Genomic DNA, 16,799 nt, shown 5'->3' with positions numbered 1-16,799 from the left:
CAGCAAATGCAATCACCTGCTTTAGCTTCTTATGCGGAGATATAGAAAACTTGATTTCTACATTTCTAGAAATGAACATTTCTAAAAATGTAGAAACTTAGAAATGCCAAAGCATTTCTAATACTTGAACAATACTAGTCTGAACCATAAACAACAAAGCCCCTTAAGGGGCTTCGGATTATTTTATATACTTTAATATCTCAATTTTCTCTCGTTCACTCGCTAATAGCTGTTCGTAAAGCTTTTTATTTTCTTCAAATACCTCTACTAATTTGTCTATAGGGTTGAAGTTGAAAGTGCTATTTGTGCTCCAAGCACCTGCACCACTGTTATCATTGAAGGTGTTAAAGTAATTAAAAATGGATTCCTCGGTAAAGTTCCTTATAGCTTCACTAGTAATTCCCAATGCAGTTGCAATTTTATTTAGAGCAACATCTTCCACATCGGCGCTTTGTTCAATCTTGGAAATAGCTTGTTGACTTATACCAAGTTCTGCTGCTAAAGCTTCTTGCTTCATTCCGCGTAATTCACGGATTTTGCTAATCTTTCTTCCAATGTGTAAAGTCTCTGCCATGGCGTAAATGTATCAATAATTGTAAATGTACAAAACAACGGCTTTATTGTAAAATACAAATTGCCATGGTTCGGTACGGTGATGTTTTGCTATTATTTTGTTTTGCCGGTTAATACAGGCCGGTTAAAATTAAATAGTGATGAGACCAAGGCAATTCTGCAGACAAACCTTTTATCCAAGATATCTTAACGAGGAAGAGGTCAATGACCCTTTAACCGTTATCAGTGACTTCTTTTCCGCTGATTGGCTGCCGGGGCACTTGGAAAGATTAGTGGAATGGCGTAAGTACGTCATTGAAGAAGGGTATTTTAAAAATCACAATGACAGTCCGGCCAGCTTATTATACACACACCAGCTAAACGCCCGACTCTTGGAGGCTGTTTATATCTTAAGCCAGACGAAAAAAGCTGTAAGCCTTGCTAACGCTATTCATATCAACTTTCATGAGCAATTGCAGGAGGAAGAAAGGGCATGGCTCCATTATCCTATATACTTATCCTCACTAGAATGCTTTAATCCGTATCTCGCCATCAGTAATTTCTTTAGGGCGTATTCTATCGAGGAGTACCGTGAATTTTTATATGAGTGGCTGGAAACAGGTTTGTCAAAAGATGCCGTAGACGAATCATTAGATGTAAGCGACATTATTTATTTCTATGAGAACATGCAAAGGCTTTATGAGGCTGTATGGATCATCAGGCAGAGGGAAATTACGCCAACACTAAAAAATAAGGCGGATAAAGCAGAAGACTTGCCGGAAATTTCTCAGGGAACTAAGGCGGGCATCGCCTTAATCAAACAGGACTGCACTTTTAATAACCTCCTAACTAGTGCAGAAAAGCATGGTTTAAGCGAACTGGTCAAAATCATTTGTGCGCAAATTGCGTCCGTTCAACTGATTGTTTATTTAGGCACGCATCCTTCTCCTGCTACTTTTTACCTGCTCATTATCATCGATGAAGGCGATAAGACACCCGAGCATGAGATCGTAAATAAGATCGAAACGAATTGCAAATATTTGATAAATGTTTGCGCCATTGTGCATAAGTCTGACGCTTTTTTGCGGACGATAAATGAAGGAAACCGATTTTTTATTAATGCATTAAGCAGGATTAATATTGCTTATCGTTCAGCAGAATTGGTGATACCGGCTTTACGTCATATCGGCAACGAGGTCATTAGAGTTAGGGCTGAAGCAAACTGGGCGCGGTGGGGTAGTCAGGGAAAGAACTTTCTGGATGCTGCGTTAAACAGTATTGATGAGGGAAATTATGGTCTTTCGGTCTTTCTGATGCATCAGGCAGTTGAAAGTGCATTAAGTGCTATTATTCGTGTAAATCTTGATTATCGGATCGCTATTCACAACCTGGCGAGAATGCTTCGTATAAGTTTAATTTTTACGGATGACCTTAGAGAAGTTTTTGATCTCGGCTCGACTGAAGATGGGCAACTTTTTGAACTGTTACAAACTGCTTATTCAGCTGCACGGTACAAGGATGATTTTACCCCCGATCAAAAATTGGTTAAAGAGTTATCCGATAAAGTGTGTTTGATTTATAAGACGTCTGAACAAATTTACAATGAGGTAATTAAAAACATTAAAGAATAAGCCAGTCAAGGAGGCAGACGGTTTCATACACCACGCCCTATCGCTCCGGGCTTCATTACACCGACAGCCTCCTTGCCGCACGGCAACCTGATGTTCGCTGTTACTTACAACAGGATACGATATCTCTCAAATGCCAATCCTATAAAAATTACACCGCAATCACAAAATTAGCATCGCAAGAAAACCGTAAAGGGTATATAAACGGTGCAGATTAATTTCTTTTACAGGCAGCACCGCCCTTGACAGTTTTCCTGCTTGCTGCTGCCGGTTGTTTAAGCGCAGTAATAGCTAAGTATGTTAATTAATCGGGTTAAGTAATTAAAACCACAATAAACGAGGATATGCAGATATCGTATAAGGAAATTATTATCCTATCTTGCCTTTGATTAAATAGTTGCTTAGCTAATTCTGTTAGTAACTCGATACAAAATTGGGAAGGATTTTGGTTAATTTTGTTCAAATTAGAACGATAATAAAAATAGATTATAATGTTATATTCAACAGAAGATATTTTAGAGGCCGATCTTAAAATCATACATCAAAAATCGTTGAGTAAATGTGATGAGTTAACCCACGCTTACAAAGGGAAGTTACAAGTGAATACGACTCTGAATAGATCGCTGATATCGTTTCAAGCTAATAAGGCAGAGCCTTTCTATAGATGGTTCAAATATAAAGAAGGATTTTCCACCAATTTCGTAAAGCATGTATTGAGCCTATTTGGAAGGCCAAACGAAAAGCAAGTGGTTTTAGACCCTTTTTCAGGTATCGGAACAACATTAACAACAAGTAATGATGCAGGATTTGACGCGATTGGAATTGAATTATTGCCTCACGCGATACTGGCAATTAATGCTCGAATAGCAAGTAAAAAACTTAATAAGGCAGATATTGAATCTCTGATTGGACTGTTGACAAACGTTAATTTTTCCGACAGCTCGGTAGATCGCAGTTTTTTTTTCAAGCATTTGACAATTACAAAAGGTGCATTCTCGGATGAAACAGAAGTGAGTATTGCCAATTTTCGAAGATTTTTATTTGATCAATCCCTTAGTGATGATCTTAAATCTTTATTGTCTTTGGTAGCAATTTCGATATTAGAAGATGTTTCATTTACTCGGAAGGATGGCCAATATTTAAGGTGGGATTTTCGATCGTCAAGAATACTTAAATCGAAATTTTCAAAGGGAACTATTTTTGGTTTTAGAGAAAAACTTTTCGAAAAGTTAGAACAAATTAAAGATGATATTGATTACCAACCTAAACTTAAAAACAAGAATAAGTTTCAGTTGATTGCTGGAAGTTGTCTTAATAAATTGCAGGATATTAACTCCAATTCTGTAAACCTCGTTATAACGTCTCCCCCATACTGTAATCGTTACGATTATACCCGGACGTACGCATTGGAATTAGCTTTCACTGGAGTTGATAATGAGACTATTAAAGACCTAAGACAAACTTTACTTTCAGCAACCGTTGAAAATAAAAGTAAGTTCTCCGAATTAGAGTTAATATATAAGAGTAAAAACAAACTCAAGGAATTTGAAAGAATTGCTGAAATTCATAGGACCCATCCAGCATTAAATGAAATTCTAGCAAATTTAAATTCAAGTAGAGATTCACTTAACAACACTAATATTCCAGTGATGATAAGCAATTATTTTTTTGAAATGAATTTCGTTATAAATGAATTATCCCGTACCCTGAAAAAGGGTGGTAAAGTTATCATGGTAAATGATAATGTTCAGTATAATGGAAGTGAAATTCCTGTTGATTTGATTTTATCGGATTTTGCTAGGGAAGCCGGTTTAACTACTGAGGTAATTTGGTTACTAGAAAGAGGGAAGGGAAATAGTAGTCAACAGATGGGAATTCACGGACGAAATGAAATAAGAAAATGTGTGTATGTTTGGAACAAAAATTAATTAATGGATAGCTATTCAGATAATTTGAGGAAAGTAAAGTCTTTGCTCATTGTTACGTCTCTACAAAAAAGGACAGATTTAAAGGCCTTTGACATTTTAAAAGACTTGGAAATTTCGTTGACCTGGGAGCCATTTTCAAATTTGATGATTGATAAAGAAACATGGGAATATGTGACTTTAGAAAAAATGTATGATCCCAAACTGGTTTTCTGTCACCCCGACACATTAAAGGAAAAGCCGATTACAAGCCTTTACTATAGAGGCTTAACAGGTTTATCGATAAAAGCAGCTAAAGAATATATTGGGTCAATAGAAAGCTTAGAAACCGGCAAAAATCGTGCGGTAATTGCTCCGGAGAAAGCTTTAAAAATGGCGCGCGTATACAACACCTTTATATGTTCGATTATCAAAGGCGCCACAGACTGGACTTTGGAAAATGGTAAAAGAACAATTATTGCAACCTTAGGGATAACGCTTGACGGAGTAATGAGGAATAAGGTGGGTACTATCGCAGAGGAAAGGGTCAGATCTTTGGTTTACGAATGGTTAAAAGAAAAATCATTGATTATAGATCCAGTGTCGGATGACATTATGTTAGCTGACACTTTGCCAAAAATTTCCAGACTCGCCGGCGGCGTAATAATGCGATTTTCTTCTGAACCCGATATCTCTTTTTCTATAGAGACTGAAAAGGGTGAAGAACTTTTGGCGGTAGTAGAAATTAAGGGTGGTATAGATCCTGCTGGCGCTCTTGAACGATACGGCGCAGCGACAAAATCTTTTCAGCACTCACTGCAGGAAAGTAACAAGTGTAAGAATTTTTTTCTTTCTGCGGTTTATACTACAGAGCTTCAAAAGAGAATTCAAAACGACCGACTAGTTGAAAAATTCTATGATATAATTAAAATATTGGAAGAGCCGGACATTAGAGATGACTTTTTCCAAGAGTTATTTCATTATACTTTAAGATTAATATAGTCTTAAAGTATAATGAAAATGACTGGGGCTCCGCAATTTAAGGTTGAATGAAGGAAACATCCACCATTAATTCAAAACTCTCACCTACTCAATAACCAATCAATTGCTTCCAGTGGTCTTGATTTCGTTATTTAAAAGATAGTACTCATAATAATCCTCCAAAAATTTGTGTCGGTTCTCTATCGCATACTTTTCAACGGCTGCCTGGGAAATGTAATTTTGGAAACGTAGCAGATCTCGATAATTTGGATCTATATCAATACCTTTTTTGACTTGCTCTTTTAGTGTTTCCATAAACAATTTTAAGAAATTTATGAATTCAATTATTTGACCTGCCATATTTGATTCGATTAGTTCATTCATGAAAAAGAAAACAGAAATTCCCATTGCTCTGTTTCTTAACTCAACATTTTGATTATTCAGATATTGATAGATTTCGTTAAGACGTTCTTTTAGCTTTATAGCTAAGACCAGGTCAGGATCTGTAAATTTGGAACGCTCTTTAAAAAAATCTTGTAAATCAGCGAATCTAGCCCTATGAAATTCATCATTTTTTGCTTTTGAATAAAAATTTAAAGCGATTTGCGAGGCTGTTAATTCCATGGCAAATCGGCGATTCGGGATTTGTAAAATTTCGCTGAAGTAAGCGTAAGGTCCTAACTCTCCGAAAATCAAATCGCGCATGTCACCGCGCATAGCTTTCAACTTTTCTCCTGCATTAAGATGCGCGCCGAGTTGTAGGCGCAAAAACATGAGGTTTAGCAATTCATCCTTATCTTCGTCATCTAAAGAGATTTCTACAACGTTAAATTGATAATTGAGTATAGGATCAGCAAGCTCATCGTCGCCTTTAAAATCTTCAAATCGTTTGTTATTCCAAGCTTGTAAACCTTGCGTACCCAGCAATTCGTCCGAACTTACAAACTTGAAGTTGTTATCCATTCGATTTGCACTGCGTTCATTGGACTCTTTATCGTCATTTAGCCCTAAGAAAGATAGAATGGCGTTAATCCGTTGTCTACCATCGATACATTCGTAGACTGCATCGTTTCGCTTATTTAGATAGATATTGGATATATCAAACCCTCTGAGCATAGAATCTATCAACTTTTGTTTACGATCTAAGTTCCAGACAGAAGGCTCCCGCTGATATTCAGGAAACTCTATTTGATCTATTTTTTCTTGCAGATCCCTTACAGTCCAAGTTAAATTATTCTTCTTCATTAGGCGGTTTTATAATAAAAATCGTAAACCAGTTTTTTAGGGGTGTTGATGTCCTTAGATCTTTTTATAAGATATTCTATCTTTGCCTCTAACCAGCTTTGTAAAGGATTATTTAGCGAATTTACGATTTCCGTTTTTATGGCATCATCTGAAGCTGACGGAAATTGCTTTTTGTAAAAGTCAAAAAATTCAGGTATATCATCTATCGAAGTTATATCGAGGTATTTGTAATTCGTTTTGATTTTTTCAGCGATCTCAGGGAAGTCGATAATTTCGATCGCAAACTTGTGACCGGTACTATGAAATTTTTGAATTGTATACAACATTGGAATTAGTCCCCAATCGTTTCTGCTTAAAGAGCAACCCACTACCCGGATAACATCACAGTTCATAATGGCTTCGTTTGCCTTTCCCCATAAAAGATTAAAAGGGTAATTCTCCTTCCTTTTATCAACACCGGGAGGAATCCAAAGCGTATTCTCCGACCGCAAGCTAGTCATATTAGTTGCTACCTTTATAGGTCGAACGTTTTCCCAATTGAAAGAGCCATGTAATTTAAATATTTGAATTCCATTTGCTGTTGGCAGCTTATTAATTCCATAATCTACCTGTATTTTAAAATGTTTATCTATCGTCTTTTCTAAAATATCTTCGTAGTTCAAGCTGATTATGCAAAGTAACTCCTCATCTAAACTGTTTTGCAGATTTAAATGCATATCAATTAGAATAGAATAAAGGTTAGATTTTGGAGGATTTGCAGATATTTTCTTAGAAAGTTTAACAATCGCATCTCTATAATAACGTCTTAGAGTAGTAGATGATGCATATTGATACTGATATTCCATCACCGATATTATCTGCTCTAAATCATATTCTTCTGTAAGAATTTCATTCCAAATATTGGTATCGAAAGGCGCGCTCGAATATTGTTTTTGAATAACGTTACGAATATCGGTAGTCATCAGTCCATTATCCGGATTGATATGAGACACAACAGCCTGACTGGCTCCTGCTCCTAATAAATACGCGACCTTTTTCATATCGCGGTAGCTAAATTACAGGAAGTATCTATTCCAAGACTTTCGGAAAAGTATTTCAATCTTAATGGTATAGGTTTTCGTCCATTTTTTATAGAGAGGCCGGGTGTTTGGATAACTTTATAAATTTTCATAGACAAAAAGTAATGGCTTAAGTTTAACAATCAAATCTAATGTTTAAATTGATAATTGCAACTTACGTCATCAAGCGAGTATGTCGAGCATATATCCGCCCATACTGAGATGAAGGGGATAACTTTTTCAGGGATTAGTATATAATAATTTAGCAAAATAGATATTTGCAAATCGGTTAAAGTCTCACGTACTTTGGTTATAACCTTTTTCATTATGATTATTGATGATATTGAAATGTTGAAAGCCTTTTCAAGGCACTTCAATAGTAGAATCACTACTAGTGATTTTATTAATAATAGTAGTCAAATGGTCGCTATCTTAAATAAAACGCCAGAGTCAATTAGCGCAATTTGGCTACCTTGTGATAATGAAAGGCTTTACAAGCAATTGGTAGGTTCTCGTTATGCTGAATTATTGTACAAGCTTGCTCAAGGCATCATCATAGAATCTCAACTTCGCGACATTTATCTTTCAGACATTGATGGTACTCTTTTTAATATTTATATCGAATATTTAGAGCAGGCCAAAAGAAAAATAACGATTAAGCTAAATGCTGAAAATTATCAATTTCAAATAATTGCACCGGAGTTATTTGTAGATATAACTATTAGCGCGTTTTCTCAGTTACATACAGAACTGACGGCACAATTCGATATTTTTAACAATCTAACGGCCGGGCTTATGTCGGAAAGTGGACAAAGTCATCCCGAAAACTTATTTATTAATTCAAAAGCCTCTACCGCTTTCTCGTCGTTCATATTAACATACGTTGGCCAAAGCTTAAATATAAAATTGCATATTTAATGGAAAAGATTACCTATGATGACCCAAGGATCGAATATCCGGCATTTTACAACATCTATCCTATAATGAACGAACGGAGTGCTTCGGGTACAATTGACCCTGTTGCGAAATTTGATGATAGGGCGCTTTGGCTCGATGAACAATATGGCCGAGTAATCACTGCACAAAATTCAGCCGTATATGGCAGCAGCAATAAACTACCATATTATAAAACATACGATCGATTTAAAGTTGTGGATTATGTCCGAGTTCCATTTAGAAAAATTCCCATTTTTGAAGCAAATGAATTTGCTCAAATAGATGCTTTATATACCAAGTTAAAACACGATGAGCCTGGTTACCAAGTATTATTACGAGGACAGACCACAGTTTATTCGTTACATAGGGAGGAGGATGAAAATATGTTTTTGTTTGGGGAAAACACCCCTAAAGAACCGTCGTTCCATCCGAGTTTCCTTCGCGCTAAATTTGACGAGTACTTTATGTATGCGTTATGGCATAGCCAAACAGCAATGTTACTAAATGATATTGGTGTCGATTTAAAGTCTTTATTAAACGAGAGTCAGTATAAAGAATATAAAATTGACGAATATAAAATCAAAAACTCAGCACACTTTACGCCAATAGCATTGGGTTTTGCTCAGCATTATGGACTTCCAAGTGTAGGACTTGATCTTACAGACAATTTAAAAGTAGCAGCATGGTTCGCATCCCATACTTTGCCAATAGATGATCTTGGGATTACAAATCCTACTTCAATTATAGATTTTGGAAAATCGACTATTTTCTTTTTCAGATGTCCATTAGATACTGTATTCTCTTATGATGCCATTAAACCGAAACATTTGACGAACACACGGCCAGATCGACAAAAAGCTTGGTTTGGTCATTGTGGGTGGGGAATGGCTAAAAACCAGCTTGCAAGTTACTTGATTTGCGGAATAAGAATTGATATTCGAATACTAAATTTATTTGACGACAATTACGCCAATCATCTGTTTCCTAGTAGAGAAACTGATTTAGTGCTTGATTTTTTCTTGAACATGAAGGAAAACAAACGTAATAAAGGAGAAGTTGAAAGAGCGCTTAAACGTATTTATCATTTAGATAAGAAAACACGGTCTTAAAATTGTCATCTCAAACGCCTATACTGTAGACATTGATATAGTTCATTAAGCAATGTTTGTGCTCAGGTAAATAACCAGTTTATTATTTAATAGATGGCTTTTCCTTAACAATTTATTATATTTGAATGTCATTCAGATCGAGTACCAAAGTGAGTACCAGCGAAATTGAGTATTTAGTAACATGCTGTCAATCAGCTTAAAACTTTATAGGGTTCGGGGACAGTAACTCCCACCAAAAGGGAATTCAAAGTTCTCCAAAAGCCTGTAAATCGTATGATTTACAGGCTTTTATGTTTTTAGCCCTCCCAAATCAAACCAAAGAATTTCAAAGTTTAGGATACCTATTCGACTACCTGTTTTTAGTTTTTACCTTTGAGGTATTCGAAAGTGGCTTATTTAATTGTATTACAGCTACTTACGACATTTAAAATTAGCTTAAAACCGACTGTTTTTTGCATTTTTTAATGCCGTTTTGAATACCTAAATAATACCCAAAACAGGGCATATTTAGTTTATTGTATTACTAATAATTAAGTTCATGAAAACAACACAGTCATTTGGTATCCATTTTACAGTACGTTCCGATAAAGAAAAGGATGGAAAATCGCCAATCTACGCATGTATTACCGTAAACAGCAAAAAGTGTTTTTTCGCCGTTAAGCAAAGCATCGATTCAAAAACCTGGGATAACCGCAAAGGGCTGCCAAAAGGAAGCAAAGAAGAGGCCAGAGCAATTTTCTCTTATTTAGAGAACCTTCGTCGCACCTTGGGGAATATCTATCAGCAGATGCTCTTAAAAGGCCTGTACATAACAGCAGAAGCGGTAAAGGATAATTATTTCAATACCGAAATTTCCGTCTATAAACTTTCTGATCTTTTTCAGTACCACAACGAAACGGCATTAGCTACGATAAAAGCTATAACGCTTAAGCATTATTTCGTAACACAGCGGTACTTAGTCAAATTTCTTCAGCAGAAATACAAGAAGGACGATATCTTTCTTCACGAATTAAATTTTCGGTTCATTAATGATTTCGAAACATTCTTATTCAATCATAAACCAGCAGATCATCAAAAGCCGATACAAAACAATGGTGTCGTTAAACACATGGTTAGGATTAAAAAAATGATTGGCCTTGCAGTTAAATTGGAGTGGGTCGAGAAAAATCCGTTTGCGAGATATTCAATTAAAACACAGAAGGTGAGTCGTGATTGCTTGTCACAAGCGGAATTATCAGCGATAGAAAGGAAAGATTTCAAAGTCGACCGATTAAATCTTGTCAGAGATCTATTTGTATTTAGCTGCTACACAGGACTTGCTTATATTGATTTGATTAACCTTACATCTCTTAATATTGTTATTGGCGATGACGGCGAATTATGGATAAAGACCAACCGTCAAAAAACCGATACGCCTGTAACTACACCATTGTTGCCGAAAGCCGTTGAAATTTTAGCGCAATATCGAAATAACGTTCGCGCAATCAATGCTGGCAAAGCGTTTCCAGTACTTTCAAATCAAAAAGTCAATAGTTATTTAAAAGAGATTGCTGATTTGTGTAATATAAGCAAGACAATTTCTTTTCATTTAGCCAGGCATACATTCGCCACAACAGTCACGCTTTCGAACGGAGTTCCAATCGAAACAGTTAGTAAAATACTCGGACATACAAAAATTGCAACAACCCAGATTTATGCAAAGGTATTGGAGAAAAAGATAAGTCATGACATGCTGGCATTGAAGGAAAAGCTAATAGCTTCGTCATTTTAAATTGCATATATTCGAGTGAAAAGTGGTTTGATTGCTTGAGCCTTGTATTATTGTAATTGGGGAGATAAAAAGCTTGCGGCTCGGTAAAACAACAATTTCCCTGATGCACAAAAAATAATTCGATATATTTCCTGCCCTGTTTGGCACTAAATTCATAAATTCGATTTGCGAGATGTCCTTCAGATTGTTGTTGAATAAAAAGCCTCGCTTTGCAAACGGATTTACGGATATGGGAAATGGTAGTTTGTTAGCTCGCTAGTAGAAAACTATGCATGACCGGCTTTAAGAGTTTTATCAATAATTGCTATTAAGACACGCATGAATCGCGGTATGCCCTAGGAGTTTTATTAGTAATAAGTTTAAAAAACTTGAAAAAATTAACCGGGCTGTTAAAGCCTGATTCATAACAGACACTCAACACTGAGGCGTTGTTGTTTTGCAGCAATTTGCATGCATGCCCAACCCTGAGTTCAGTCAAAAACCGGGTAAAAGTTTTTTGCGTTTTGGTTTTAAAATATCTACAAAAAGAGTTAGGGGTCATATGGCAGATAGCAGCAACTTCGCTTACCATAATATCGCGGTTAAAATTGAGTAGCAAGAATTGGTATACCTTGTTAAAACGGTCCATATCTTGTTCATTATTGCTGTTTTTATAACCAACACTTGCAAGACATTCAAACTCCTTGCTTCGATTAATAAGGGCGATAATTTGTAAAAAGTATCCCAACTGTTCCAGCCCGTTTGTGCCGCATAATTTTTTAATCAGTTGAATTGCCTTTTCTTTAGTTTGTCCATAAAACCGAAGCCCTCTTTCTGCCTTATCCAAAGTGTTTTGGTAAAGTAAAATACACTCGGTATCATCGGTGATTTTTGGAATAAGTGTATGAGGGAAATATATGGCGGTTGCTTTTGTGCATAAATTCTGTTCCACATCATAAAAAGCTGCGTCACATTTAAAAAGGTGAGGCAATTGCGCATTTTCCAGGAATAATTCCCCTTCAGTAAATGAGCCTACATAATCGCCCAGGATAAGGTTGCCATAACCTTTCTCTATCCAGGTTAGCTCGCATAAATGATGAAAGTGAAAAGGGTGATCTAAATAAGCCTTTTCTACTTTTTTTATCCAGATCCTCCTTTGATCGATAATAGGAGCATCGATAATTAATTCCCCTTTCATTATAGTCGATTAGTAGCCAGTATTCATAAATACAGATGTGGTGTGTCATTCACCGCTCCATTGTTTTGTTAATGATAGGAATAAAAAGTGTATAAAAAGGATTTAATTGAACATATAAGCAACCGCTATTCACCTTAGTTTTGAGAATCGCGAATCGAAATTCCCTTTTATAAAGTATGACACAGATAAAACGATATGGTTCTGTTATAAAGTTAAAGCCTGAAAATTTTGAAAAATATAAACAATTACATGCTGCGGTATGGCCAGAAGTTTTAAAAGTAATCACCCAATGTCATATCCGGAATTACACTATATATCACAAAGACGGTTTGCTCTTCAGCTATTTTGAATATACTGGAAATGACTTTAAAGCAGATATGGATAAAATGGCGGCTGATCCCGTAACCCTGAAATGGTGGGAAATCTGTATGCCTTGTCAGGAGCCATTATCTACCCGCAAAAACGGAGAATGGTGGGCTGATATGGAAGAAATGTTCCATCATGATTAATTTGTTATCAACATAATATGTTTGCAAAAATATTTTTTGAAGATTATGAGTTAAACATCCTTCGGCAAACCACAGGCCGCACGATTACAGAAACGGACATTGTAATCCATGCGGGACAGACCGGTGATTTTTTTCCTCATCACATGGATGCGGAATGGTGTAAGTCGCAGTCATTTAAACGGCGTATAGCTCATGGCACACTCATTTTCAGTATAGCTGTAGGGATGACCGCAAATGCCATTAATCCAATGGCGATGACTTATGGCTACGAACGCTTGCGTTTTCTAAAACCCGTTTTCATTGGAGATACCATTACAGTAAAAAATACCATTAAAGAAAAAAAGGATTACAAAAAACCGCAGTTTGGCCGGGTGACAGAATTAATAGAAGTTTTCAATCAGAGTAAGGAACTGGTAATGACATGTGAGCATATTTTACTTGTAGAAAAAAATGAACTAAGATAAAAGATGAGTGAGATTGTTTTAAATGGTATAACTTGGGGGCACAGCAGAGGCATCACACCATTATTAGCCGCTTCGCAACGATTCTCTGAATTAAACCCTCAAGTGACGATAAATTGGAAAAAACGCACCCTTCAGGAGTTTGCCGATTTTCCTATTGAAAAATTAACCACACAATATGATTTACTCATAATTGATCATCCCTGGATTGGTTGCGCTTCGGCAACAAAATGTGTGCTGCCACTGGAAGAATATTTATCAAAAGAGTATTTAAAAAACCAATTGGATAATTCAGTGGGTAATTCTCACTTAAGCTATCATTATGGCGGTCATCAGTGGGCATTGGCCATTGATGCGGCTACACCTGTTGCAAGTTATCGGGCAGATTTACTATTGCGTGATGATATAGCTGTTCCTGATACCTGGCGGGAATTGTTGAGCTTGGCCCAAAAAAAACGAGTCGCTGTTCCAGGTATCCCTATTGATTTGCTAATGAATTTTTATATGTTTTGTTTAGTACATGGCGCCGAACCTTTTTTGAACGAGCATGAAGTGATTGATAAGGAGACCGGTATGATGGCACTAGATAGCATGAAAGAATTATGGAGCCTGGTTGATGTAAAAATGTATAGCTATAATCCTGTCAATGTTGCAGAGCTGATGTCTTCTACGGATGACTATTCGTACTGTCCTTTTGCTTATGGTTATTCCAACTATTCGCGTCAAGGGTATGCCTCCTCCCCTCTTACCTATGGCAACCTTGTGAAATTAGAGGGCAACCGCCGGCTAAGAAGCACTTTAGGCGGAACAGGATTGGCGGTGTCTGCTACGACACAAAATAAGGAATTGGCCACCAATTTTACAGCTTGGGTAGTTTCCGAAAAAATTCAGTCTGCGCTGTATGTGCAGCATGGCGGGCAGCCGGGTCATCGTTCTGCCTGGAATGACCCAATGGCCAACAGCCTTTGCAATAACTTTTTTTCAAATACCCTGGATACATTAGACAATGCTTACCAAAGACCAAGATATAATGGATACCTCCATTTTCAGGATTACGCAGGCATCCCCGTGCAACAATTTTTACTGCACAAAGTAAGGCCTGAAAAGGTATTGGAAGAAATAAACAAATTGTATAGGGAAAGTAGACAGAATCTAAAAAGCTGAATTGCTATATGAATTTACCACTGAAAGGAATTACGGTTTTAGAGTTCAGCCAATATTTGTCGGGCCCTTGTGCGGGGTTACGACTTGCAGATATGGGCGCAAGGATTATCAAAATTGAACGGCCGGAAAAAGGTGATGCCGGGCGTCAATTTTCTATAAGCAATTTATGGGTAGACGAAAGTTCTTTACTATTCCATACCATTAACCGAAACAAAGAAAGCTTTACTGCCGATTTGAAAAAAGCTGATGATATTGAGTTTATTAAACAACTCATTAAAAAAGCCGATGTAATTACGCACAACTTTCGCCCTGGCGTAATGGAGGCATTGGGTTTAGACTATATCAATGTCCAGAAAATAAATCCGCGTATAATTTATGCAGAAATTTCCGGGTACGGCACAAAGGGCCCCTGGAAACAAAAGCCCGGACAAGATCTGCTGGCACAAGTAATATCTGGACTGGCTTATTCCTCTGGGAATAAACATGACAATCCTATTCCGTTCGGGTTGGCGATGAGCGATTATTTATGTGGAAACCAAGCCGTACAAGGCATACTTGCGGCGCTTATTCGCCGTCAAAAAACAGGAAAGGGCGCTTTTTTGGAATTGAGTTTACTGGAAACTTTATTAGACTTTCAGTTTGAATTCTTTACAACTTATTTTGAAACCAGGCAGCCGCACCAACGATCTGAAATCAACAATGGTCATCCTTTATTAAGCGCACCGTATGGACTTTATAAGACATTCGATGGGTATATCGCAGTTGCTATGATGCCAATAAAAAAATTAAATGCCGTTATTCAGTACGAGCCTTTGAGAAAATTCGAAGAAAACGAGTCATTTAAAAAAAGAGATGAAATAAAGTCAACACTTGAACAATATTTCGCAACTTATAGTACGGATGTTTTATTACAAAAAATGCAGGCCCATGATTTATGGGTAATGCCCGTTTTAAATTGGAATCAGCTGCTAAAATCATCAACCTATCAGTGCTTGAATATGGAACAGGTAATTATGGCCGGTGATAAAGAAATAAAGACAACCCGTTGTCCAATTCGTTTTAACGGACAATATTTTTTATCGGATAAATCCGCGCCAAGACTCGGTGAACATACCAATGCAATAAAAAGATCACTAGCAAAAAAAAGTTAATGAAACTTCTGGAAGATATATTGATACTGGATTTTAGTCAGTTTTTATCCGGCCCTTCGGCTAGCCTGCGGCTGGCCGATATGGGAGCAAGAGTTATTAAAATAGAGCGCCCGGTAACTGGTGATATTTGCCGGGAGCTTTATGTAAGCGATATCATGGTCAAGGGAGAATCTACCATTTTTCATGCCATTAATCGTAACAAAGAAAGTTACGAAGCTGATTTGAAAAATGCAGACGATTTAAATAAAATAAAAAAGCTTGTTGCGAAATCCGATGTTATGATGCATAATTTCCGTCCGGGTGTGATGGAACGTATCGGCCTTTCATATGAAGAGGTAAAAAAACTCAATCCTCAAATTATTTACGCTTCTATCAGCGGTTATGGCGATACCGGTGATTGGAAAGATAAGCCGGGGCAGGATTTACTGCTTCAGGCGGTCTCTGGTATCACCTATTTAAGCGGCAACAGGAACGACGACCCAACACCTATGGGGGTTGCAGTCGCTGATATACTAACCGGCACTCATTTGGCACAAGGAATATTAGCTGCTATTTTTGCTCGCCTTACCTCAAATGAAGGTGCGTTGATAGAAATAAGCATGATGGAAAGTCTATTGGATTTCCAGTTTGAAGTGCTTACCTGCTTCTACAATGATGGCCATCAGCTGCCGCAGCGAAGTATGGTAAATAATGCTCACGCTTACATTGCGGCGCCTTATGGTGTTTACAAAACCAATGAAGGCTATTTGGCTTTGGCGATGGGGAATATCTTGACGATTGGAACATTGTTGCAATGTGCCCCCTTGCAAGATTACACAAACCCCGCTGATTGGTTTAACAAAAGAGATGAAATAAAAACCATCCTACAGAATCATTTAATGACTAAAAACGCTCATCAATGGTTAGCTATATTAGAGCCCGCAGACATATGGTGTGCAGAAGTTTTTGACTATGATACTTTAATGAAGCAGGAAGGGTACAAAGTTCTTGAAATGGAACAGATGATTACCATAGGTAATCATTATATGAAAACAACCCGGTGCCCGATAAGAGTAGATGGGCAATTATTAACATCCACGAAAGGCGCGCCGGGATTAGGCGAAGATTCTGCATCAATCAATAGAGAATTCAATTTATAACAAAAGAACATTTT

The 16,799-nt window shown here is 37.0% G+C and carries 15 protein-coding genes; 11 read left to right on the top strand and 4 right to left on the bottom strand.

Going from position 1 to position 16,799, the window contains the following annotated elements:
- Nucleotides 1–178 precede the first annotated feature (178 nt).
- The gene (locus tag FFF34_014965; protein TSD63867.1) at nt 179–574 is read right to left on the bottom strand and encodes a helix-turn-helix transcriptional regulator; all 396 of its coding nucleotides are present in this window, start codon (nt 572–574) and stop codon (nt 179–181) included.
- A gap of 139 nt (nt 575–713) precedes the next feature.
- On the opposite strand from FFF34_014965, the gene FFF34_014960 reads away from it, so the two are divergent.
- The 3 genes from FFF34_014960 to FFF34_014950 all read left to right on the top strand — a co-directional run bounded on the left by FFF34_014960 (nt 714) and on the right by FFF34_014950 (nt 5,086).
- Nucleotides 714–2,183 (top strand): HEPN domain-containing protein, encoded by a 1,470-nt coding sequence (locus FFF34_014960; protein TSD63866.1) that lies wholly within the window; start codon nt 714–716, stop codon nt 2,181–2,183.
- A 488-nt stretch (nt 2,184–2,671) separates the two neighbouring features.
- A complete protein-coding gene (locus tag FFF34_014955; GenBank protein TSD63865.1) occupies nt 2,672–4,108 on the top strand; it encodes a hypothetical protein in 1,437 nt (478 codons plus the stop codon).
- A gap of 3 nt (nt 4,109–4,111) precedes the next feature.
- The gene (locus FFF34_014950) at nt 4,112–5,086 is read left to right on the top strand and encodes an XcyI family restriction endonuclease (protein ID TSD63864.1); all 975 of its coding nucleotides are present in this window, start codon (nt 4,112–4,114) and stop codon (nt 5,084–5,086) included.
- A 99-nt stretch (nt 5,087–5,185) separates the two neighbouring features.
- On the opposite strand, the gene FFF34_014945 is transcribed toward FFF34_014950, so the two are convergent.
- Together FFF34_014945 and FFF34_014940 are read right to left on the bottom strand one after the other, a co-directional pair.
- Nucleotides 5,186–6,310 (bottom strand): DUF262 domain-containing protein, encoded by a 1,125-nt coding sequence (locus tag FFF34_014945; GenBank protein ID TSD63863.1) that lies wholly within the window; start codon nt 6,308–6,310, stop codon nt 5,186–5,188.
- Nucleotides 6,310–7,350 carry a hypothetical protein gene (locus tag FFF34_014940; GenBank protein ID TSD63862.1) on the bottom strand — a complete coding sequence of 347 codons (1,041 nt, stop codon included), beginning with the start codon at nt 7,348–7,350 and terminating at the stop codon, nt 6,310–6,312. The genes FFF34_014945 and FFF34_014940 overlap by 1 nt, the downstream gene beginning before the upstream one ends.
- Nucleotides 7,351–7,695: 345 nt before the next feature.
- Here FFF34_014940 and FFF34_014935 point away from each other — a divergent pair, with 345 nt between their 5' ends.
- From FFF34_014935 to FFF34_014925, 3 genes are all read left to right on the top strand, one after another.
- Nucleotides 7,696–8,286: a hypothetical protein gene (locus FFF34_014935; GenBank protein ID TSD63861.1), complete on the top strand. Its 591-nt coding sequence runs from the start codon at nt 7,696–7,698 to the stop codon at nt 8,284–8,286.
- Entirely contained in the window at nt 8,286–9,413 is a 1,128-nt protein-coding gene (locus FFF34_014930) for an FRG domain-containing protein (protein TSD63860.1), read from the top strand. The genes FFF34_014935 and FFF34_014930 overlap by 1 nt, the downstream gene beginning before the upstream one ends.
- Nucleotides 9,414–9,951: 538 nt before the next feature.
- Nucleotides 9,952–11,184: a site-specific integrase gene (locus FFF34_014925; GenBank protein ID TSD63859.1), complete on the top strand. Its 1,233-nt coding sequence runs from the start codon at nt 9,952–9,954 to the stop codon at nt 11,182–11,184.
- 307 nt (nt 11,185–11,491) lie between these two features.
- Here FFF34_014925 and FFF34_014920 read toward each other — a convergent pair whose 3' ends face one another.
- On the bottom strand, nt 11,492–12,361 hold the full coding sequence (locus FFF34_014920) for a helix-turn-helix domain-containing protein (GenBank protein TSD63858.1): 870 nt from the start codon (nt 12,359–12,361) through the stop codon (nt 11,492–11,494).
- A 185-nt stretch (nt 12,362–12,546) separates the two neighbouring features.
- Between FFF34_014920 and FFF34_014915 the strand changes: the two genes are divergently transcribed.
- The 5 genes from FFF34_014915 to FFF34_014895 are packed head-to-tail and all read left to right on the top strand — an operon-like array spanning nt 12,547 to nt 16,785.
- The gene (locus FFF34_014915) at nt 12,547–12,870 is read left to right on the top strand and encodes an L-rhamnose mutarotase (GenBank protein TSD64174.1); all 324 of its coding nucleotides are present in this window, start codon (nt 12,547–12,549) and stop codon (nt 12,868–12,870) included.
- A 17-nt stretch (nt 12,871–12,887) separates the two neighbouring features.
- Nucleotides 12,888–13,334 (top strand): dehydratase, encoded by a 447-nt coding sequence (locus FFF34_014910; GenBank protein ID TSD63857.1) that lies wholly within the window; start codon nt 12,888–12,890, stop codon nt 13,332–13,334.
- Nucleotides 13,335–13,337: 3 nt separating this feature from the next.
- Entirely contained in the window at nt 13,338–14,495 is a 1,158-nt protein-coding gene (locus FFF34_014905; protein TSD63856.1) for an extracellular solute-binding protein, read from the top strand.
- An 8-nt stretch (nt 14,496–14,503) separates the two neighbouring features.
- Nucleotides 14,504–15,646, top strand: a complete 1,143-nt coding sequence (locus FFF34_014900) for a CoA transferase (GenBank protein ID TSD63855.1) — start codon at nt 14,504–14,506, stop codon at nt 15,644–15,646.
- Complete coding sequence (locus FFF34_014895) at nt 15,646–16,785, top strand: CoA transferase (protein ID TSD63854.1); 1,140 nt, start codon at nt 15,646–15,648, stop codon at nt 16,783–16,785. The genes FFF34_014900 and FFF34_014895 overlap by 1 nt, the downstream gene beginning before the upstream one ends.
- The last annotated feature ends 14 nt before the right edge of the window (nt 16,786–16,799 follow it).

Source organism: Inquilinus sp. KBS0705, assembly GCA_005938025.2.
GTDB lineage: Bacteria > Bacteroidota > Bacteroidia > Sphingobacteriales > Sphingobacteriaceae > Mucilaginibacter.
Note: the sequence above shows the minus strand (reverse complement) of the source record. Positions and strands in the feature narration are given on the sequence as shown.